Annotated in this window: 16 protein-coding genes; 12 read left to right on the plus strand and 4 right to left on the minus strand. The window is 61.3% G+C overall.

What is annotated here, in order from left to right:
* The first annotated feature begins 155 nt into the window (after positions 1-155).
* From AC0L2Z_RS05725 to AC0L2Z_RS05750, 6 genes are all read left to right on the plus strand, one after another.
* Positions 156-554 (plus strand): hypothetical protein, encoded by a 399-nt coding sequence (locus AC0L2Z_RS05725; RefSeq protein WP_473627028.1) that lies wholly within the window; start codon positions 156-158, stop codon positions 552-554.
* A 145-nt stretch (positions 555-699) separates the two neighbouring features.
* Positions 700-1,569: an endo-1,3-1,4-beta-glycanase ExoK gene (exoK, locus tag AC0L2Z_RS05730; RefSeq protein WP_473627030.1), complete on the plus strand. Its 870-nt coding sequence runs from the start codon at positions 700-702 to the stop codon at positions 1,567-1,569.
* Between the two features lie 61 nt (positions 1,570-1,630).
* Positions 1,631-2,962 carry a UDP-glucose dehydrogenase family protein gene (locus AC0L2Z_RS05735; RefSeq protein WP_128244485.1) on the plus strand — a complete coding sequence of 444 codons (1,332 nt, stop codon included), beginning with the start codon at positions 1,631-1,633 and terminating at the stop codon, positions 2,960-2,962.
* A 90-nt stretch (positions 2,963-3,052) separates the two neighbouring features.
* Positions 3,053-4,513, plus strand: a complete 1,461-nt coding sequence (locus tag AC0L2Z_RS05740; RefSeq protein WP_473627031.1) for a GMC oxidoreductase — start codon at positions 3,053-3,055, stop codon at positions 4,511-4,513.
* A complete protein-coding gene (locus tag AC0L2Z_RS05745; RefSeq protein ID WP_091592804.1) occupies positions 4,510-4,959 on the plus strand; it encodes a hypothetical protein in 450 nt (149 codons plus the stop codon). The genes AC0L2Z_RS05740 and AC0L2Z_RS05745 overlap by 4 nt, the downstream gene beginning before the upstream one ends.
* Positions 4,960-5,038: 79 nt before the next feature.
* The gene (locus tag AC0L2Z_RS05750) at positions 5,039-6,118 is read left to right on the plus strand and encodes a glycosyltransferase (RefSeq protein ID WP_473627032.1); all 1,080 of its coding nucleotides are present in this window, start codon (positions 5,039-5,041) and stop codon (positions 6,116-6,118) included.
* A 125-nt stretch (positions 6,119-6,243) separates the two neighbouring features.
* Here the strand turns inward: AC0L2Z_RS05750 and AC0L2Z_RS05755 are convergent, their stop codons facing one another.
* A complete protein-coding gene (locus AC0L2Z_RS05755; protein ID WP_023796740.1) occupies positions 6,244-7,266 on the minus strand; it encodes a phosphoribosyltransferase family protein in 1,023 nt (340 codons plus the stop codon).
* Positions 7,267-7,304: 38 nt separating this feature from the next.
* A complete protein-coding gene (locus AC0L2Z_RS05760; RefSeq protein ID WP_353682530.1) occupies positions 7,305-8,801 on the minus strand; it encodes a lipopolysaccharide biosynthesis protein in 1,497 nt (498 codons plus the stop codon).
* 204 nt (positions 8,802-9,005) lie between these two features.
* Between AC0L2Z_RS05760 and AC0L2Z_RS05765 the strand changes: the two genes are divergently transcribed.
* The 6 genes from AC0L2Z_RS05765 to AC0L2Z_RS05790 all read left to right on the plus strand — a co-directional run bounded on the left by AC0L2Z_RS05765 (position 9,006) and on the right by AC0L2Z_RS05790 (position 16,692).
* Positions 9,006-10,175 carry a glycosyltransferase family protein gene (locus tag AC0L2Z_RS05765; RefSeq protein WP_473627034.1) on the plus strand — a complete coding sequence of 390 codons (1,170 nt, stop codon included), beginning with the start codon at positions 9,006-9,008 and terminating at the stop codon, positions 10,173-10,175.
* Positions 10,176-10,203: 28 nt separating this feature from the next.
* Positions 10,204-11,196, plus strand: a complete 993-nt coding sequence (locus AC0L2Z_RS05770; protein ID WP_473627071.1) for a glycosyltransferase family 2 protein — start codon at positions 10,204-10,206, stop codon at positions 11,194-11,196.
* Positions 11,196-12,146, plus strand: coding sequence for a glycosyltransferase family 2 protein (locus tag AC0L2Z_RS05775; RefSeq protein WP_473627035.1), 951 nt, complete (start codon positions 11,196-11,198; stop codon positions 12,144-12,146). The genes AC0L2Z_RS05770 and AC0L2Z_RS05775 overlap by 1 nt, the downstream gene beginning before the upstream one ends.
* On the plus strand, positions 12,136-13,104 hold the full coding sequence (locus AC0L2Z_RS05780; protein ID WP_236379024.1) for a glycosyltransferase family 2 protein: 969 nt from the start codon (positions 12,136-12,138) through the stop codon (positions 13,102-13,104). Before AC0L2Z_RS05775 ends, AC0L2Z_RS05780 begins: the two co-directional genes overlap by 11 nt.
* A gap of 58 nt (positions 13,105-13,162) precedes the next feature.
* A complete protein-coding gene (locus tag AC0L2Z_RS05785) occupies positions 13,163-14,059 on the plus strand; it encodes a UTP--glucose-1-phosphate uridylyltransferase (protein ID WP_023796734.1) in 897 nt (298 codons plus the stop codon).
* Between the two features lie 251 nt (positions 14,060-14,310).
* Positions 14,311-16,692 (plus strand): polysaccharide biosynthesis tyrosine autokinase, encoded by a 2,382-nt coding sequence (locus AC0L2Z_RS05790; protein ID WP_128172944.1) that lies wholly within the window; start codon positions 14,311-14,313, stop codon positions 16,690-16,692.
* A 298-nt stretch (positions 16,693-16,990) separates the two neighbouring features.
* Here AC0L2Z_RS05790 and AC0L2Z_RS05795 read toward each other — a convergent pair whose 3' ends face one another.
* Positions 16,991-18,073, minus strand: coding sequence for an acyltransferase family protein (locus AC0L2Z_RS05795; protein ID WP_473627037.1), 1,083 nt, complete (start codon positions 18,071-18,073; stop codon positions 16,991-16,993).
* Between the two features lie 131 nt (positions 18,074-18,204).
* Positions 18,205-20,112: a propionyl-CoA synthetase gene (locus AC0L2Z_RS05800; RefSeq protein WP_473627038.1), complete on the minus strand. Its 1,908-nt coding sequence runs from the start codon at positions 20,110-20,112 to the stop codon at positions 18,205-18,207.
* Between the last annotated feature and the right edge of the window lie 139 nt (positions 20,113-20,251).

Here is a 20,251-nt window from a genome sequence, read left to right on the forward strand (position 1 = left end):
GGCATGTATGTTGCGGTGCAGCAATTTTGATTGGCTGTTTGAATCGGCCGAAAATGTCCGCCTGTGAGAGGAGCTGGACGATGCGACAAGAACTTTTTTTGGCCCGGCCGGGCACAAGGGACAGCTTAGGCCAGCTATGACAGGAAACTGAGCGCATGGCCTCCATATTTGGCTTCAGATCAAGGGATCCGGCTCGAGACAGGCAGACCGATATCTCGCGCCTTGACCGCCTGGCAAAGCTGCTTGACCAGATCGCAGCCGAGATCGAGGCGGAGAAAAACGGGCTTGAGAATCGCTACCGGACAAAGGCCACCAACGCCGCCTTCCTGGTCGAGGCGATCGAAAATGGCGCGGCCTCCTCCAGTAGATCCTCCGAGGTCAGCGAACTGACGAAGTCGATCCTGAATTACGAGCGGCGCATCGCGGCGCTCGCCCGCCAGAACGAATTGATGAAGGGTCTCCGGCATTCGCTGGATGCTATCTTCGACGAAAGCGCCCAACCTGGCTCGGCCAACAAGGCCGATTTCGCCAACCCGGCCGCCGACGCGGGGTGAAATTTCAAAGAGCCTGGGTGGCGCCACTGGGCAAGAAGCAGGCAACCGGGGAAGCTACCGGCAGAAGGTCAAGATCAGCTCGTTTCGTCATGGTTTTGAACATCGATTTGGGTTGGGGGGGCGCACAGCACAAGGTGAGTTTGGTATGAACGCGGATTCGAAAAGCACGTCCACCCGAGCAACCGGCGACCGGCCGTTCACGCACATGATGAGGCAAGGGAAACTGAGGCAGCTATGTTCGGGCGGAGCGTTTCTGCTGGTCGCACTCGGCAGCCTGGTTGCGGGCCCGACCCCTTCCCGTTCGCAGGACATCCCGACTGCGCCATCGTTCGTCGATGATTTCACCAGCTTCGACCGGGCGCGTTGGTACATTGCCGACGGCTGGGCGAACGGCAAGTATCAGAACTGCATCTGGTCCAAAAAGCAGGTCAAGCTTTCCAATGGCATGCTGACGCTCGGTTTCGAAAAGCAGAAAATGAAGGATCGCGACTTTGCCTGCGGCGAGGTCCAATCCAAGCAGCGCTTCGGCTATGGCACCTATGAGGCGCGGATGAAAACCGATTCGGGCTCTGGCATCAACGCCTCCTTCTTCACCTACATCGGCCCCACCGATAAGCAGCCGTGGGATGAAATCGACTTCGAGGTGCTGACCAAGGACACCTCCAAAGTGCAGGTCAACGCCTACATCGCCGGCAAGGGCAATAACGAGAAAGTGGTGGATGTAGCTGGCGGCACCGACAAGGCTTTTAACGATTACGCCTTCGTCTGGGAGAAGGACCGGCTGCGCTGGTACGTCAATGGCGAGCTGGTGAACACGATCACCGATCCGGCAAAGCTGCCCAGCCATGCGCAAAAGATATTTTTTAGCCTCTGGGGCAGCGACACGATGAAGGAATGGCTGGGGCCGTTTTCGGATCCGGGTCGCAAGCTTACCTTGCAAGTGGATCGCATCGCATTCACGGCGCTCGGCCAGCCATGCCAGTTTCCGGAATCGCTGGCATGCAGCATTAAATAAAGACCAATCTGAACCGGCCGGGCCGAAAGCGCTCCGAAGTCTTGAACAGGAATGAAATCAAATGAATTTGACGGTCTTTGGAATCGGCTATGTCGGTCTGGTGCAAGCGGCGGTGCTTGCCGAAGTCGGCCATCAGGTATTATGCGTCGACATCGACGTGAAAAAGGTGGAGCGGCTCAATCAGGGCCTCATTCCGATTTTCGAGCCCGGGCTCGAAAACCTCGTCAAGGAGAACCATGCGGCCGGCCGCATCAAGTTCACCACCGACGCCGCGGCCGCCGTCAAGCATGGCCAGATCCAGATGATCGCTGTAGGCACGCCTCCGGGCGAGGATGGTTCGGCCGACCTCAAATATGTGCTGGCCGTTGCCGAGGCGATCGGCCGGGAGATGGATGCGCCCAAGATCGTCGTCGGCAAGTCGACCGTGCCGGTCGGCACCTGCGAAAAGATTAAGGCCAGGATCGCCGTGACGCTGAAGGCGCGGGGCCGCGAGGATCTTACTTTCGACGTCGCCTCCAATCCGGAATTCCTCAAGGAAGGCTCCGCGGTGGCCGACTGCATGAAGCCCGACCGCATTATCGTTGGCACCGGCAGCGAGGACACCGAGGCGGTGATGCGTGAGCTTTACGCTCCATTCAACCGCAACCACGAGAAGATGATCGTGATGGATGTGCGCAGCGCCGAGTTCACCAAATACGCGGCCAATTGCATGCTGGCGACCAAGATCAGCTTCATGAACGAAATGGCCAATCTGGCCGAGGAACTCGGCGCCGACATCGAGGAGGTCCGCAAGGGCATCGGCAGCGATCCGCGCATTGGCTACCACTTCATCTATCCGGGCCTCGGTTATGGCGGCTCGTGCTTCCCCAAGGACGTGCGCGCCCTGATCAAGACCGCCGAAGGCGTCAAATTCGATGCCAAGCTGCTGCGCGCCGTCGAGGAACGCAACAACGAACAGAAATCGGTCCTGTTCGATAAGGTGAACCGCTATTTCAACGGCAATCTGAAGGGCAAGACTTTTGCGCTGTGGGGCCTGGCGTTCAAGCCCAATACCGACGACATGCGTGAGGCGCCGGCTCGGGTCTTGATGGAAGCGCTCTGGAAGGCCGGCGCCAAAGTGCAGGCTTACGATCCCGAGGCGATGCAGGAATGCCAGGCCGTCTACGGACTGCGCGAGGATCTGCTCTTGTGCGGGACCAAGGAGGCAGCGCTGCGTGGCGCCGATGCGCTCATGATCGCCACCGAGTGGAAGAATTTTAAGGCACCGTCGTTCGACGCGATCAAGGATGCGCTGTCCACGCCGATCATCTTCGACGGTCGAAACCTCTACGACCCCAAGGTCATCGCTCGCTACGGCATCGAATATCACTCGATCGGCAGGATGGCGGCGTGAGATCAGGCGGGACAGGCCGGTGGCCAGGACATCAAGGACGATCGCGAAGGCTTCGATGAACGCGCTCGTGTCAACAAGGGGTCTTCTCTGATGGTGCTGGGCATCAGGCCGGAACAGATCGCCAACGAGCATTTCGATCTTGTCGCAGTCGGTTCCGGTTTCGGTTCGGCCTTCTTCCTGCATGCGTTCGCCAAGCAGCGAAAGGCACGCATTCTGGTTCTGGAATGGGGCGGGCACAACACGCATGAATGGCAGCTCGAGCAGAACGTCAACACCGACATCGAGGACAAGACCACCTACAAGACCAACTCTGACAAGCCGTGGAATTACACCATCGGATTGGGTGGCGGAACGAATTGCTGGTTCGCCCAGACGCCGCGCTTTCACCCGAACGACTTCAGGCTAAAAAGCCTCTACGGCGTCGGTAACGACTGGCCGATCAGCTATGACGAGCTCGAGCCGTTTTACTGCGATGCAGAGGACGTCATGTCGATTTCAGGCGACCGCGACATGGCGGCGATGATGCCGCGTTCCAGGCCATTTCCCCAGCCACCGCATCACATGTCGACGCCGGACCGGATGATGAAAGCGGCGCAGCCGGACCAGCATTTTGTCATGCCGACAGCCCGCGCGCGCGTGCCGACCGCGCAACGGTCTTCTTGCTGCGCCAACTTGCGGTGCGGATTATGCCCGGTCGATGCCAAATTCACCGCCAACAATGGCCTGATGCACGTCTTCGAGCATCCCGACGTTTCCGTCTGCCTTGGCGCTGAAGTGCGCCGGCTCGACCATATCGGCGGTTCGGTCCGTTCGGTCGCATTCGTGCATGAGGGCAAGGAATATTCGGTCAGCGGCGATCTTTTCATACTGGGCGCCAATGCCATCCAGAGCCCGGCGATCATGTTGCGGTCCGGCCTGTCGGGCGAATTCGTCGGGCGCGGCCTGCACGAATCCTACGGATGGAATTTCGAAGCCTATCTCGACGGTGTCGATAATTTCGACGGAAGCACCATCACCACCGGCTTGAATTTCGGCCTTTATGACGGCGCTCACAGATCGGACCATGCGGCGGCGCTGGTCTATTTCGAAAACCGCTGGCAGCACGGGATGCGCCCTGAAAAGGGACGTGTCCGTCAGACGCTTCCCATCATCATTGTTACCGAAGACCTGCTCGACCCGGAAAATCTCGTGATTCTCGACGAGGATGAAAACGCCTTCGTCAGTTTCGCGGGAGCATCCGACTATGCGGTCAAGGGCATGGCGCGGGCAAAGGAGAAATTAGCGGCGCTTCTGGCGCCGCTGCCGGTCGAAGAGATCTTCGATCGCGGCATCCGGCGCACCGAGTCGCATGTCCAGGGCACGTTACGGATGGGCTCGAGCCCGGCGGATTCGGTGGTCGATCGGGACATGATCCACCATCAGCTCAGGAACCTGGTTGTCGTCGGCTCAAGCACATATCCAAGCTGTTCCTGCGCCAACCCGAGCCTGACGGCGGCAGCCCTCTCCCTGCGGGCGGCGAGCCGGATAGCAGGAAAGGAAATGGCCGGATGACCAAGGTTTCGCGACGCGCGGCACTGGCCATCATGGCTGGCGGAGTTGCTTCGACCGGCATCGCCTACGCCACCGTTTCCTCGCTTTCGGACGAAGACCTGGTGCGCGTCACGCTCGAAAGATATTTCGGCAGGCTGAACATGCGCATCGAACATTTGCAGCAGTTCGTCCTGGAATTCCAGAAGCGGAACCCCTGGATATTTCCAAACACAAAGCTGGGCGATGCTGTCACTGTGCTTGAGGCGCTGAAATTGGGCGCCGCACGCCGGTTTCTGCCCGAACAGAAAAAAGAGGACCTGAGGCATTTCGACCGCTGGGTCATTGCCGAGTTCCATATGCTGACCGACTACGCCCGGCGCAGTTCGCCAGCCGACCCGGTCCGGTTCACCGGATGGCAGCCTTGTACCAATCCGTTCGCCAATTTGGAGACGCAGCAGGATGCTTGAAGCGGGTCGCAAGCCAGCATCCGTAAATAAGCGTGCGTCATTGCCCGTAAACTTGAGAATGCGACAAGGAGCCGAAACCATGAAAGTGCTTTTTGCAGGCGGTAACGGTTACACGCCCCAGTTCAGCGGCGGTGTCCAGTCCAGCACCCATCACCTTGCCGAACAGTTGCGCGAGCACGGGCATGAGGCTTCGGTGCTCGCCGCCCTATTCGGCCAGGGCGTCTTCGGCTACAAGGCGCGCGCCAAGATGAAGCTTTTGAGGCAGCGCGCTGTCATCGACAGCTTTCCGGGCTATCCGGTCGTGCGCGCCTGGTTTCCCTGGGAGGCGGCGGGTTTCGCCGTCGAAAAGCTGAGGCCGGATGTCGCCGTGGTCCAGTGCCACAAGTCGGTTCCGATCGGCAAGGCGCTGCAGGCCGAAGGCGTGCCGCTGGTCGTCTATCTCAGGAATGTCGAGTTCCACGAATTGGGCGGCGATCTGCGCGAGCTGCATTCTGCGCTCTACATAGCCAATTCCGAGTTCACGGCGCGCACCTACAAGGCAAAATTCGATATCGATTCGACGGTTATACCGCCGACCATCAATCCCGCGCTCTACCGCACGCCGACGACAGGCGAGTTTGTCACGCTGATCAACCCCTATGAGGAAAAAGGTTTCGAGCTTGCGGTGCGCATCGCCGCCGCCTGCTCTGAAATCCCGTTCCTGTTCGTCGAAAGCTGGAAGCTTGACGATGATCATCGGGCCCGGATCGAGCAGACGATCGCGCCGGTCGGCAACGTCACCCTGGAGAGCCGGACCAACGACATGAAGACGGTCTACGGCCGCACGAAAATCCTGCTGGCTCCCAGCAAATGGGAAGAGGCCTGGGGTCGGGTGGCGTCGGAAGCCCATTGCAGCGGCATTCCAGTCGTCGGCTCGCGTCGTGGCGGCCTGCCCGAAGCGATCGGCTCCGGTGGCGTGGTGCTGGATTACGATGCCCCACTCGCCGACTGGGTGGCCGTGGTCAGGCGTCTGTGGACCGACAGCCAGGAATATGGGCGGCTTTCAGCGGCGGCGCGTGCATTCTCCGAGCGCCCGGAACTCGATCCGGCGGGTCAATTCGCGACCTTCTTCTCGATGCTGGAGAGGGCGACACAACAGCCTTCGCGGCAAGCCGCCTAACGCATGTCGCCCAAAAGCATGCCCTCGGGCCTGACCCGGGGGTGCGTAGCGGTTTTGCGACAACGACCGCATAAAAAAAATTAAAGCGCGCGTCGCGTGACGCGCTTTAAGTCCCGAAACCGGGTTCAAGCCGGTCGTTTGACCCGGCTTTTGAGCGTCTCGTAACCGCGTTCGCCAAGCAGCGTGCGCGCGACGGTCTTGATTGCCGTCTTGCGCCCGTCAGGCGAACTGATTTGCCTTAACCTACCCGGAAGGTTGCGCGCCGCCTGTCCAAGTGCCGGAAGTGACAGCGTGTCGGGATAAATTACCAGATGCGTTTCAACGCACAGCACCGGCTTGCCGGAAAGCTCGGCGATCTTGAGGGCCTGCTGGTGCTCGCTTTCGATGAACAGGATGGCATCGGATTTGCGGTAGAAATCGGCTTTGAAACTGCCATGCACGCCAAGCCGTTGCCGTTCTGCCTTGCTCGGCAGGTCAAGCATGATCAGCTTGTCGTATTCTATGCCGTGCTTTGCCAGCCATGCTTCGGTAAGCGCGCGGTATTTCTCGAGCCGGCTGGTGACGAGCCAGCCGATCTTGCGGGTCGGGCCAAACAGAGGCAGCGCTTCGCCCAGGAATTTCTCATAGGCGGGGCCGTCGTCGTTTTCTGCTTCGGTCGGGTCCAGGCAAAGCACGCCGTCAATGTCGACGCAGCTTTGCGCGAGGAATTTGTGGTGCATGAAGTTCCATTGGAACATCCTTGGATGCGGCACGACCTCGAGGACGATGTCGGTTTCCTCGTGTTGGGGCAGCAGGCCGAACACCGCGGCAAAGGTGAAGTCCGCCTTGATGCCGGCGGCCTCTACCCGGCTGCGCGCCTCTCTCATGGCAGCGCCGCCGCTGACGCTGTCGTCGATCACCAGGACCTTGCGCATATCGGTCGCCTGGCGGTCGAGCGCGGCGCGGCGTTTGGTGACGCCCGAAGAATAGATCTTTCCGGCTAGGAAACTGTCCAGGTCGGTCATCGGAATGTTCGCCGTTAGGCTGAGCAGGGTGGCGGCGAGAATGCCGCTTCGCGGGACCCCGACCACCAGGTCGATGTCGCGCGGCAACCGGTGAAGGTTCCTGACAATCGCGTCATTCATGTCGGAGATCGATCGATAGTGCATGGGATCAGACCTGGTCCTCGTATGGATGTCCGTGCAAGTTACTTTGCCTCGCTTGGCGCTGCCTTAGGCGCCCGTGCCGGCAACAGTTTTAGGGCCTCCCGCAACGCCTCGCGGCCGGAAGCAAACGCCAGCGCGGTCATGACCGTGATCATGTAGGACAGCGCCACCGCGCTCGCCATCGCGAAGATGTGCTGTTGCGGCAGCAACGGCTTGGCGAACCAGATCGCGGCAAGCGCCAGATGCGCGCCAAGCACGAAGGGCGTTGCCGCGCGAAGCATATGGCTTGCCCGCAGCGGCCCGGTCTTTCCGATATACAGCCACAGAAAAGGCGTTCTGAGATACTCGCTGACCGCATAGGCGATCGCCACGCCCAGCGCGCCATAGGGCAGGCCGATCAGGAAGGCCAGCACCGACGTCAAGGCTGTTATGATGCCCCAGCGCATGAAATCGCCCGAGCGGCCCTGGCTGATGAAAAGCCATCCCGCCGGGTTGTTGAGCGGCTGCAGCAGCCCGGCAAAACCGAGCGCCAGGAAGATGCTGGAACTCTGCCGCCACTGCTCGCCGAGCACGAACGGTATCAGCACGTCGGCCATGGCGATGGCGAAGGCAACACCTGGAAGTGCGACCAGCAATATCAGCGGCATGACGCGAAGGTAAGCGCTGCGGTAGCGATCCGGCTCGTCCTTCAGCCTGGAAAGAGCCGGCACCATGACCTTCGACAGCGGGTTGGTGATCTGGCTCAACGGAAACAGAAGCAGCTTGTAGGCGCGGTCATAGAGTCCAAGCTGCGCTTCGCCCCAGTATTTTCCGATCAGCACATTGTCGAGATTTCGGGCAAAGAAGTTGGCGAAGTTGAACCCGGTGATGCCGGCGCCGAAATTGATCAGCTCGCTAATGCCGTTGACCTTGCGCGGCAGGCTGGGGCGCCATCGCGAGTTTGCCCAGTAGCAAAGCGTGGGCAGTACGGCTGCTGTCAGGGTGCCGGCAAAAAGCGCCCAATAGGAACGGTCTATGAAAGTCCAGGCGATCGATACGGCGAGGCCGACAATGGCACTTGCGACGTCGATGATGGCCAAGCGGGCGAACTGCATTCGGCGTGTCAGCAGCGCCAGATGCTGGGCGCCCAGCCCATAGGCTATGATCTGCAGCCCGAGTGCTGCCACCAGGCCTGACACCCGCGGTTCGCCATAGAAGGCGGCGACCAGAGGCGCCGCGCCGGCAAGCACGCAGGCGAGCAATGCGCTAACCGCGACATTGACCCAGAAGAGGTAATTGACCTCCTCATGCTTGATTCCGCTTTTCTGAATCGTCGCCTGGGTCAGGCCGAAATCCTGGAACAGCGCGATGAAAGCCAGCACAGGCGCGCACATCGCCACGACGCCGAAGTCCTGCGGCGAGAGCAGGCGCGACAGCACGATGACGGAGACGATCTGTGTCGCAACCCGCACCGATTGCGCCAAAGCCGTAATGATAGCGCCGCGTCCGACCGATCTGCGGAGAGAGCCCTCTGGCGGGTCGAATGCATTGGCTTGCAAATTCAGGGTCCCTGATTTCGTGCCGGTCCGGAGTCCCGACCCATGCCCGATGCTGCCACCAAACTACGGCAATAATTTTGCAGCGCAACAAAAAACGTCGACACAAAAAACGTCGATCCCTGCTATGCTGCACCAAAAATGTTGCGATGCAGCACGAGCTGTACTAGGATTCTTTCGGGTGGGCCAACAGCGGTCGAGTTTTTCATGCTGCATGTCTTGTACTTGGTGCACGACGTCTCCGACCCGGCAGTGCGCCGGCGGATCATAATGCTCAAGGCAGGCGGCGCCCAGGTCACACTGGCGGGCTTTCGCCGGTCAGCAAGCCCGATCGCCGAGGTCGAGGGCTTGCATCCGATCGATCTTGGCGCAACGCGCGACGGCCGATTCGCCCAACGGCTGGCAGCGGTCACCAAGGCGGCGGTTTCGATCGGGTCGAAACTCGGTTCGATGCCGAGACCCGACCTCATCATCGCGCGCAATCTGGAAATGCTGGCGCTTGCCCGGCGTGCCAAATCGGCATTCCAGGCAACCGTGCCGATCGTCTATGAGTGTCTCGACATCCATCGTCTGATGCTTCGCGACGATTTTCTGGGCAAGGCGATGCGTGGCGCGGAGCGCTATCTGGCCAGGGATGTAAAGCTGCTAGTCACCAGTTCGCCGGCCTTCATCGCAAACTATTTCAAGCCGTTCGGGCAGATTGCCGCGCCGGTCGAACTGCTCGAAAACAAATATTTCGAGCCTGCCGCGGTTTCGCTGAATGATCGCGCGGCGGCGGAGCCCTTCGCTCCGCCTTGGCGGATCGGCTGGTTCGGCGCGCTCCGATGCCGCCGCTCCCTGGAGTTGCTGGCCGAATTTTCCCGACGACTTGAGGGCCGCTTCGAAATCGTCCTCAGGGGCCGTCCGGCGCTTTCCGAATTTCCGGATTTCCACGGTTTCGTCGACTCTGAGCCCTGGCTCTCGTTTGGCGGACCCTATCGGAATCCCGAAGATATGGCGACGATCTACCGTGAGGTTCATTTTTCCTGGGCCATCGATTTTTTCGAGCAGGGGCTGAATTCTGAATGGCTGCTGCCCAACCGCCTCTACGAGGGCTGCCGCTTCGGCGCCGTGCCGATCTCGATGGGCCACACCGAAACCGGCCGGTTCCTCGACCAGCAGGGAATCGGTGTTCTCTTGCCTCAAGCCACTCCCGAGGCACTCGAGGCTGCCTTGGGCGAGTTGGAGGAGCATCGTTTCGGGAAATTGCGGGCGCGTGTTCTTGCCCGCAATCCGCGAACCTGGAGCCACGATCGCAGCGATTGCCGGGCGCTCGTCGAGAAGCTTCGCGGATTGACGGTCGCGCCCGGTTCATATGCTGCCGAGGCACTGGCTTAGGATGGCTAGGGAAGGAGATGGGTCGATGATGCAGACCGAAATGCCGTCCAACCTGATCGTGATTCCGTGCCTGAACGAAGCGGCTCACATCGGTGCGCTTGTTCACGAGCTTCGACCGGCCGCCGAAAGGCTCGGCGCCCGGATCATCGTTGCCGATGGCGGTAGCACGGACGGCACCAGGGCGATCGTCGAGGAGATCGCCAGGAAGGATACTATGATCATCCTTCTTGACAATGAAAAGCGCCTCCAGAGCGCGGCGATCAATCTCGCCATCGCCAGGTACGGCGATGGGGCTGAATATTTCATTCGCATCGACGCGCATGGCGGCTACCCTCCGGATTATTGCGATCGGCTGGTCGAAGAGGCGCTGGCCACCGGCGCTGATTCGGTCGTCGTCTCGATGCTGACCAGCGGCAGCGGCGCAGTGCAGAACGCGGTTGCGGCTGCACAGAATTCCAAGCTCGGCACGGGCGGCTCCAAGCACCGGCATCTCTCGGCGGGAGAGTGGGTCGACCACGGTCACCATGCGCTGATGCGGATTTCGGCGTTCAAGGCGGTGGGCGGCTATGACGAGACGTTCAGCCACAACGAGGATGCGGAGCTCGACTACCGGCTGCGCAAGGCCGGCTACCGGATCTGGATGAGCGGCAAGACGCAAATGATCTATTACCCGCGCTCGTCGCTCGCCGGCCTCTATTTCCAGTATCTCGGCTATGGCCGCGGCCGGGCAAAGAACGTTCTCAAGCACCGCATGATACCGAAGGTCCGGCAGGTGGTGCCGCTCCTGGTGTTCCCTGTCGTCCTCCTCTCTGCCTTTTTCTTCGTGCATTGGCTGGCAGTCATGCCGATTCTGGTGTGGGCGTCGGTTTGTCTCGGCTATGGCGTGTGGATTGCGATCAGCCAGCGCAATCCGGACAGCGCCCTTGCCGGGATTTCGGCGATGGTCATGCATTTCGGCTGGTCCGTCGGTTTCTGGCTGCAACTGCTTGGACCGCGATTGCAACGTAGAAGGGTGGCGTGATGGGTGTGGCCGAAAAAAACCGCAGCGTCGACGTCTGCGTCTGCACGTTTAGGCGGCCGGAGCTTGCCGACACGCTTCGCTCGGTAGCCGCCCTGGACGTGCCTTCGGGATTCGACATCCGCGTCATCGTCGCCGACAATGATGACGGGCCAACGGCCGAACTGCTGGTGGCGACGCTGGCGGAGACGCTGAAGCTGCCGATCAGCTATCGTCATTGCCCGGCACGCAACATCTCAATCGCCCGCAATGCTTGCCTCGACGCCAGCACGGCGGATTTCGTCGCCTTCCTCGACGATGACGAAACGGCATCGTCGAGATGGCTCGTCGAACTGGTTGCAACGGCGGACTTGAGTGGCGCTGCCGCCGTGCTCGGGCCAGTGCGGGCGCGCTATCGGCCGGATGCGCCCAACTGGATGCGCCGCGGCGATTTTCACTCCACACTGCCCGTCTGGGTGGGCGGCGAGATCCGCACCGGCTACACCTGCAACGTCCTGCTCAGTATGGGCGCCGACAGCCTCCGCGGCCGGCGATTCAGCCTGGCGCGTGGCCAGACCGGCGGCGAGGACACCGAATTCTTCGACCACATGGTCAAGGCCGGCGGTCGCATCGCCTTTTCGCCGCAGGCCTGGGTCGATGAAGTGGTGCCGCGCGCCAGGGCGGCCTTCGACTGGCTCCGTCGCCGCCGGTTCCGCGTCGGGCAGACGCATGGGCACCTGCTGGGGCGCGACGCGCATGGCCTCGCGCTGGTCAGGCAAGTCGGCCTCGCCTCGGCAAAGGCGGTTTTTTGTTTCGCATCGGCAATCCCGGTCGCCATCAGTCCCGTGCGCAGGAACCGCAGCGTGCTTCGCGGCATCATGCATGTCGGCGTCGTGAGCGGTCTTGTCGGCGTGCGTGAAATCCGCCAATACGGCCTGCCCTCGCCGCAGGAAGGGGGCAAGCGTGCAGCCTGACGTCACCTTTGTCATTGCCGCCTACAATTCGGAGCTGACCATCGAGCGGGCGATCGCCAGCGCCATCGCCCAGCGCGATGTCAGCGTGGAGGTGATCGTCGTCGACGACCAGTCGCGCGACCGGACGCTCGATCTGGCGCGATCCTACCCCGAAGACATCGTCCGCGTCGTCGCACTTGAGCAAAACCGCGGTCCAGGCGGCGCCAGGAATGTCGGCCTTGAGCTTGCCCGCGGCAGGTGGGTGGCGGTCCTCGATTCCGACGACGCGGTCTATCCCGGGCGGATCTGCACCATGATTGACCGCGCCGAGAAAGCGGGCGCCGCGATCGCAGTTGACAATCTCCAGGTGGTTCGCGAGGACGGTGTTGCCGAAGAGACGATGTTCCCGGCCGACTATCTCGAGGGTTTGAGTGAAATCTCGCTGGCGGACTATATTGCCGGCAATGTGGTCTTCGAATCCAGGTTCAATCTCGGTTATCTCAAACCGATCTTCCAGCGCCGGTTTCTGAACGAAAACGGGCTTCGCTATGACGAAAGCCTGATCATCGGCGAGGACTACATCTTGCTGGCCAGTGCTCTGGCCAAGGGCGGCAAGTGCGTGGTCGAGCCGACGACCGGCTATGTCTACCATATCCGGACCGGCTCCATTTCCCGCGTGCTCGAACCTCATCACGTCGAGGCGATGCGTAAGGCCGACCTCGTTTTCGCCAGAACCCATTCGATGGACGCAAAGGCCGCAGCCGCTTTCGCAAGGCGCACGCGCAGCCTGCGCAAGGCGGCGTCGTTCCTTTCTCTGGTCCAGCACATCAAGGCGCGGTCCCCACTCAAGGCGGTGTGGACGGCGCTCAGCGATCCGGCGGCGGTTTGGCATATGGGCATGCCGATCGCCGTTCGGCTGCGAAGGGTGGCGGCGCAATTTGCCGTGGGTGCGGGGGAGGTGAAGGGTGCAGGCAGCTGAAAAATAGTTTTCGCGGCCTGCGACAGGTTGAAGTCGATCTCCTCAGAAGGAATATGCAATGAAGAAAGTCAGGAAGGCAGTCATACCGGTAGCGGGGCTTGGAACGCGATTCCTGCCGGCGACCAAGTCGATGCCGAAGGAAATGCTGCCGGTCGTCGACAGGCCTGTCGTGCAATATGCGGTGGACGAGGCGTTCGAAGCCGGCATCGAGCACATTGTCTTCGTGACGGGCCGCAACAAGGCGGTCATCGAGGATTATTTCGACCTGCATCCAGAATTGATCGGAACTTTGGAGCAAACCGGCAAGACGGCGCAGCTTCAGGCGCTGGAAAGCCTGCTTCCCGTGGCTGGTGCGACGAGCTTCATCCGGCAGCAGTCACCGCAAGGTCTGGGCCATGCGGTATGGTGCGCCCGGGAAGTCATCGGCGACGAGCCCTTCGCATTGCTGTTACCGGACATGGTGTCCTTCGGCGGTCGCGGATGTCTCGCTGAAATTGCGGACCTCTATGCGCAGACCGGCGGAAACGTCATCGCCGTCGAGCGCTGCGACCCGACCGAGACCAGCAAATACGGCATCGTCGGCTGCGGCGCCGATGTCGGCTCGGGCTTCGAGGTCACCGCCATGGTCGAAAAGCCGGCTCCGGCGAATGCGCCGTCGAACTACTACATCAACGGCCGCTATATCCTGCAGCCTGAAATATTCGGGCTGCTCGGCAATCAGCAGCGCGGCGCCGGCAATGAGATCCAACTGACCGACGCCATGGTCCGCCTTGCGCAAAGCCAGGCTTTCTTCGCGCAGCCCTTCAACGGCCGGATGTTCGATTGTGGCTCGAAGGAAGGGTTCATCCAGGCCAATGTCGCCTTCGCGCTGGCGCGCGACGACATGAAGGGACCGATCTTCGAGATGCTTCAGGAGTTCGTCCGGTTGCATGAGCGCCGGGTGGAAGCCGCATAAAGCCCATTTTTTGGGAGCAAGCATATGAATGGTGACGCAAGACATGCCGATATGTTTGACTGCCCAGGTCTCGCGGTGGCTGGCATGAAGCTTGCGTTGGGCATATGCTGATGCTCCCGCTCTAGCGCCTGCAAACGAGAGCAGCGGACCCGAGTGGAGACAGGGTTTCCGAGGCTCAAACAAAAATAGAGCGGCGGCGCGTTCGACTTGAGAGACCGCCGCTCTAGATGCAAACTTGAATTGGACCGAAGATGAATTATGCCAATTTTCCTCTCGACAAGAGGAAACCATTGCCGAGTTCGGACCCAGTCAGCGCCGACGATTTCATCGATGTCGAGCGCCTGCTCGGCATGGCAGCAAGGCAGGCAAAGGTGGTTGCGGCATGCGCTGCCATCGGACTTTTTCTGGGCGTGCTCTATTTGCAGACCACGCCTCCCACCTACATGGCTACGAGCCGTGTGCTGATCGATGAAGGATTGAACAAGGTCGTTGACGAGGTCTCGGCGGCGTCGGTCAGCATGCAGACCGACTCCGCCATTCTGAGCCAGATCGAAATACTCCACTCGGCGAGACTGGCGGCGGTGGTCGTCGACAAGCAGAAGCTCGATCAGAACGACGCTTTCATGAACCCTCCGACGTCGGCCGTGTCGAAGGCTGCCGGTTTTGTGCGCGGCGTGGTCCGGTATTTCCGTCCCAACCCCGCCGTGGGTACGGCCGATGTTACTCAGCTTGACCCGGCGACGCGTGACGCGATGATTGCCTCGTCGCGGCGCGATTACGCAATCCTCAAACTGCAGGACGAGGTGCAAGCCGAGCGCATCGGTCGCAGCTATGTGATCTCCATCGCCTACCAGGCCACGGACCCCGCACTTGCGACCGCGGTTACCAAAGCCTATGCCGACGCCTATCTCGCCGATCAGCTCGATGCGAGCTTCGATGCGACCGAGCGGGCGGCGGTCTGGCTGCAAGGTCGGCTGACGGAGCTTCGCGAAAGCTCCCACGCAGCGGCGCTCGCCGTCGAGAAGTTCAGGGCCGAACATGGGCTGGCCGTCGATGACGGCCAGTTGATCAGTGACAAGCAACTGTCGGACCTCAATGGCCAGCTCATTGAGGCGCAGGCCGACACCGCCCGCGCCAGCGCCCGCTACCAGCAATACAAGTCGATCGTCGAAAGCGGTTCGGACAACGCATTCAGGGACGCCGCGATATCCGCCGACCAGCCGAGCAACTCGATCATTTCAACGCTCAAGACCCGCTATCTCACTGTCGCCAAGCGGCAGCAGGATATCGAAGCCAATTTCGGGGCTGAGCATCCCCAGGCGGTCGCACTTGCCAAGGAAAGGGCCGACATATCGGCGCAGATATTCGGCGAGCTGAAGCAATTGACCGAAAGCTACCGCAACGAATACGAAGTCGCTCTCGCGCGCGAGACGGCGCTCCGTGCAAATGTCGCGTTAGCGGCTGGCAAGAGTTCCATCGACAACCAGTCGCAGGTCAAGCTGCGCGAACTGGAGCAGAAGGCAACGGCGCTCTCGACGCTCTATCAAACGTTCCTTGGCCGCTACGAGGAAGCCTCCCAGCAGCAGTCCTTCCCGGTCGGCAAGATCCGCGTCATCTCGGACGCGACGCTGCCGAAGTCCGCGGCAACCCCGCGCACGTCCATAGTGCTGGGACTTTCGCTCGTGCTTGGCGTGATGTTGGGAGCCGGGGTTGGTGGCCTGAATGAGTTCAGGGAGCGGTTCTTCAGGACCGGCGAAGACGTTCGCGATCGCGTCGGCCTCAAATTCCTTGGCTACCTGCCGATCATTGGCAGCAAGGTCGCCAAGGACGACAAGCGCGATGACGGTCAGGCGGATATCAAAACCGCCCAATCAGCGTCGGCGGCTGAAAGACGCGCGCGCATGCGGGTGAGCATCGACGCCCCGGCATCGATGTTTTCCGAGACGCTGCGCAGCGCCAAGATTGCCTTCGACGTGGTGATGGAAGGGCAGGGCAGCCGGGTCATCGGCGTAATCTCGGTCCTTCCCGGCGAGGGCAAGTCGACCGTGGCGGCGAATCTGGCCGGATTGCTTGCCGCCAACGGGTCGAAAACGCTGCTGGTGGACGGCGACCTGCGTAACCCCGGCCTCAGCCGCAGCCTTGGCATGGAAGCCGAGCAAGGCCTGATGGAAGCGGTGGTGAGCGGGCAGACCTGGCAGTCCGTCGGCAAGATCGACCGGCAGACCAAGCTGGCGATCGTCCCCGCCGTGCCGCGCGGTCATTTCTCGCACACAAGCGAGCTTCTGTCGTCGGCCGGGATGCGGCGTTTCATCGACAATGCCAAGGAGACCTTCCAGTACATCGTCGTCGATCTGCCGCCGCTCGGCCCCGTGGTCGATGCCAAGGCCTTTGCGCCGCTTGCCGACGGCTTCGTGCTCGTGACCGAGTGGGGGCGCACGCCGCGTGCGATGGTGCAATCCATATTGAGTTCGGAATCCTATATCGCCAACAAGATCGTCGGCGTCGTCCTCAACAAGGTCGATTTGAAGAAGCTGGCGAAGTATGGATCGATCGGCGGCTCGGAAAAATTCTTCGACAGATATTCGTCATACTATCTGGAGAAGTCGGAAGCGCGGACGAAGGTGAACAGCTGAGGCCGGTCTGTAGGACCGATATTGAGCAGATCGTCGTCTTGCGCCGTCAGGCCGATACCGGGCCGAGGCCGTCGTGAGCGAAGACGAATGCCCCTCGAACAGACCATGACAGGCAGCCTGTGCACGAGCCGGTAGGGTCGGTGAAGAATGACGTTCCTTAGGGTGCCGGTCGATTTCCTCGCTTGATCAGGTCGCCGAGCCACGACGGGTCGCGCAAAAGCGTTCGCACCCTGCTTTGTGCCGGACATTCCACCGTAGGACGTTTGCAGCCAGGAACCGGCGTGACGACGCTGGCGCGTTACGCCGCCTTGAGACGGTAGCGGAAGATGGTGTGGTCGAGCAGAAGCCGGATGCGCGGTTCGGCCTCGATCGCAATCAGCCAGCTCGCGGCGATCATGGTCGCCCCGACGATGACCACCGAAAGCAGGTATGGCACTCCCGCACGCACCAAGGCTCCGAGAATGGCTGCGCCGACGACATTATGGATCAGATAGAGAGGGTAGGTCATCAGGCCGATCCGGCGCCAGCCGCGCCAGGACAGATCGAGCCGTAACGACCACGCCATCAGCGCCATGGCAGCGAGGAACAGGACGATCGGCGGCCCGTAGGGCATCGCGGCTTCGACCTTGATGCTGCGGACGTCGACAGCGCTTATGATCTGCAGCACGCCGCCGGCCAGGAACAAGGCGCAGAAGACAAGGCGGGCGGGCGTCACTGCCTTGAAACGCATCAGCCAGAACAGCACACCTGTCGCGAAAAAACATCCGTGATGCACCAGGAGCAGGTCGAGCCAGCGCGCCTCGGCAAGGTCCGTCCAGTCGAATGGATAGTACAGGCACCAGAAAATCGTGCTGATAGCGCCGAGCGCAACTGCCACCGCTTCCATCAGGTCGAAGCGGCCGAGCCGCAGCAGGATCCAGACGATGGCGTAAAAGGCGATCTCGATGCCAAGCGTCCAGTAGACGCTGTCGACCCAGGGGTTGAACGGAACGAACAGGACGGTGCGTATGAGCGTGGTGACTGCGTCCGTCGGCCAACTGAGATCGACGAGAAGCAGCACCATCGCGGTGACCGGCGCACAAATCCAGACGGCCGGCGCCAATCGTTTCACCCTTGCCTCGAAAAACCGCAGCGGTGTGGAATGCTCGGCGCTGAAGGCGATGACGAAGCCGCTGATGACGAAGAATATCTGGACGCCGACCCATCCGAATTGGACCAGTCCGCCTATTTCCGGATGCGGCGGGATGCCGCCCGTCGCACGCGCCGAAACGCCCTCGGGGAACGCCCACACCCAGAAGCCGTAGTGGTAGACCATCACGAGGACAGCGGCGACAAAACGCAGGATGTCGACGCCGCCGAATGTTGTTTTTTGCTGAGCCATGCCGTGCCTCGGAATGGCCCCCCACGCAAAGGTTTAAGGGCTATTGCTGCATTGCACAACAGACGATTGCAGTGCAGGATGAATTCGTATTCGTCCGAAGCCGCGATCCGCCTGCCGCGCTCCGAAAGCAGCTAAAGCCCGATTCCGCGTCCCTGCAGCGCTGCGGTGATTTCGTCGAGAATGACCGGATCGTCGATAGTCGCCGGCATTGTCCAGTCTTCCTTGTCGGCAATCTTCTGCATGGTGCCGCGCAGGATTTTGCCGGAGCGCGTCTTGGGCAGGCGCTTGATCGTGACCACCGTCTTGAAGGCGGCGACCGGGCCGATCCGCTCGCGCACCAGCGTGACCACCTCGGTCTCAATAGTGGCGCTGTCACGCGTGACACCGGCATTCAGCACGACGAAGCCGAGCGGAACCTGGCCCTTCATCGCATCTGCGACGCCGATGACAGCGCACTCGGCAACGTCCGGATGCGCGGCCAGCACCTCCTCCATGGCGCCGGTCGACAGCCGGTGGCCGGCGACATTGATGATGTCGTCGGTGCGGGCCATCACGAACAAATAGCCGTCCTCGTCCATCATGCCGGCATCCGCCGTCTTGTAGCAGCCGGGGAATTCCTCGAGATAGGCTTGGCGAAACCGGTCATCGGCATTCCATAGCGTCAGCAGGCAGCCGGCCGGCAGCGGCAGCTTGACCACGACATTGCCCAACGTGCCGCGCGGCACTTCGTGGCCGGCATCGTCGAGCACACGGATGTCGTAGCCGGGCATCGGCACTCCGGGCGAGCCGTATTTCACCGGCAGTAGCCCTAATCCGGCTGGGTTGATCGTCATCGGCGAGCCCGTCTCGGTCTGCCACCAATGGTCGATAACCGGCACGTTCAATTTCTGCTCCGCCCATTTGATGGTTTCCGGATCGGCGCGCTCGCCGGCGAGGAACAGCGTGCGGAATTTCGACAGGTCGTATTTCGGGACGAATTCGCCCTTGGGGTCCTGTCCCTTGATGGCGCGGAATGCGGTCGGCGCGGTGAACAGCGCGACCACGCCATGCTCTGATATCACCCGCCAGTAGGTTCCGGCGTCGGGCGTGCCGACCGGCTTGCCCTCGAACAGGACGGTCGTGCAGCCATGCAGCAGCGGGCCGTAGACGATGTAGGAATGGCCGACCACCCAGCCGACGTCGGAAGCCGCCCAGAACACCTCGCCCGGCTTGACGCCGAACTCGTTCTCCATCGACCATTTCAGCGCAACCATGTGGCCGCCATTGTCGCGCACGATGCCCTTGGGCTGGCCGGTCGTTCCGGACGTGTAGATGATGTAGAGCGGATCGGTGGCGAGCACCGGAACGCAGTCGACATTGGCGCCCGCGGCCCGCTCGCGGGCGACGGCGTCGGCATAGTCGATGTCATGGTTCTCCTTTAGCTCGCAGCGCAGCTGATCGCGCTGCAGGATGAGGCAGGCTTCGGGCTTGTGCCGCGACATCTCGATCGCCTTGTCGAGCAGCGGCTTGTAGGCGACGACCCGCCCGGGCTCCAGGCCGCAAGAGGCGGAAATGATCAGCTTCGGTCTGGCGTCGTCGATGCGTGTGGCGAGCTCGTGCGAAGCAAAGCCGCCGAAGACGACCGAATGTACGGCGCCGATACGGGCGCAGGCAAGCATGGCAAACGCAGCTTCCGCCACCATCGGCATGTAGATGATGACCCGATCGCCTTTTCGGACGCCGCGGTTCTTCAGCACCGACGTCAGCGCGATCACCTCGCGTTTCAATTCGGCATAGGTGAATTTCCTGACCGTGCCGGAAATCGCGCTGTCATGGATCAGCGCGATCTGATCGGCGCGGCCACCCGCCACGTGGCGGTCGACGGCGTTGAAGCAGGTGTTGCAGGAGGCGCCGCCAAACCAGCGCCCATAGACGCCGGCATTCGCATCGAAGACCGTTTCGAACGGCGAGAACCAGTCGATGGCCTTGGCCGCATCCGCCCAGAATTTTTCCGGATCGCGTTTCCAGCCGTCATAGACCTCGTGGTAGCGTGACGCCATCCAGCTTTCTCCCAGGAACGTTTCTGTCCTTGGAAATAGCGTATGCTGTTTTTGCAAGCACGTGCAAATTCGTCTTGGCGACCTCGCTTTGGTCGAAATGGACGTGACCGCCGCTTTATCGCCGCAACCGGCCAGGTCG

This window comes from Mesorhizobium sp. WSM4850 (genome assembly GCF_055811735.1).

Excerpts from the sequence above, each read along its gene's own strand:
- AC0L2Z_RS05735 (WP_128244485.1), top strand. The coding sequence starts at position 1,631 with ATGAATTTGACGGTCTTTGGAATCGGCTATGTCGGTCTGGTGCAAGCG.
- AC0L2Z_RS05795 (WP_473627037.1), bottom strand. The coding sequence starts at position 18,073 with ATGGCTCAGCAAAAAACAACATTCGGCGGCGTCGACATCCTGCGTTTT.
- exoK (WP_473627030.1), top strand. The coding sequence starts at position 700 with ATGAACGCGGATTCGAAAAGCACGTCCACCCGAGCAACCGGCGACCGG.
- AC0L2Z_RS05740 (WP_473627031.1), top strand. The coding sequence starts at position 3,053 with ATGGTGCTGGGCATCAGGCCGGAACAGATCGCCAACGAGCATTTCGAT.
- AC0L2Z_RS05745 (WP_091592804.1), top strand. The coding sequence starts at position 4,510 with ATGACCAAGGTTTCGCGACGCGCGGCACTGGCCATCATGGCTGGCGGA.
- AC0L2Z_RS05750 (WP_473627032.1), top strand. The coding sequence starts at position 5,039 with ATGAAAGTGCTTTTTGCAGGCGGTAACGGTTACACGCCCCAGTTCAGC.
- AC0L2Z_RS05765 (WP_473627034.1), top strand. The coding sequence starts at position 9,006 with ATGCTGCATGTCTTGTACTTGGTGCACGACGTCTCCGACCCGGCAGTG.
- AC0L2Z_RS05755 (WP_023796740.1), bottom strand. The coding sequence starts at position 7,266 with ATGCACTATCGATCGATCTCCGACATGAATGACGCGATTGTCAGGAAC.
- AC0L2Z_RS05800 (WP_473627038.1), bottom strand. The coding sequence starts at position 20,112 with ATGGCGTCACGCTACCACGAGGTCTATGACGGCTGGAAACGCGATCCG.
- AC0L2Z_RS05770 (WP_473627071.1), top strand. The coding sequence starts at position 10,204 with ATGCAGACCGAAATGCCGTCCAACCTGATCGTGATTCCGTGCCTGAAC.
- AC0L2Z_RS05725 (WP_473627028.1), top strand. The coding sequence starts at position 156 with ATGGCCTCCATATTTGGCTTCAGATCAAGGGATCCGGCTCGAGACAGG.
- AC0L2Z_RS05785 (WP_023796734.1), top strand. The coding sequence starts at position 13,163 with ATGAAGAAAGTCAGGAAGGCAGTCATACCGGTAGCGGGGCTTGGAACG.
- AC0L2Z_RS05790 (WP_128172944.1), top strand. The coding sequence starts at position 14,311 with ATGAATTATGCCAATTTTCCTCTCGACAAGAGGAAACCATTGCCGAGT.
- AC0L2Z_RS05775 (WP_473627035.1), top strand. The coding sequence starts at position 11,196 with ATGGGTGTGGCCGAAAAAAACCGCAGCGTCGACGTCTGCGTCTGCACG.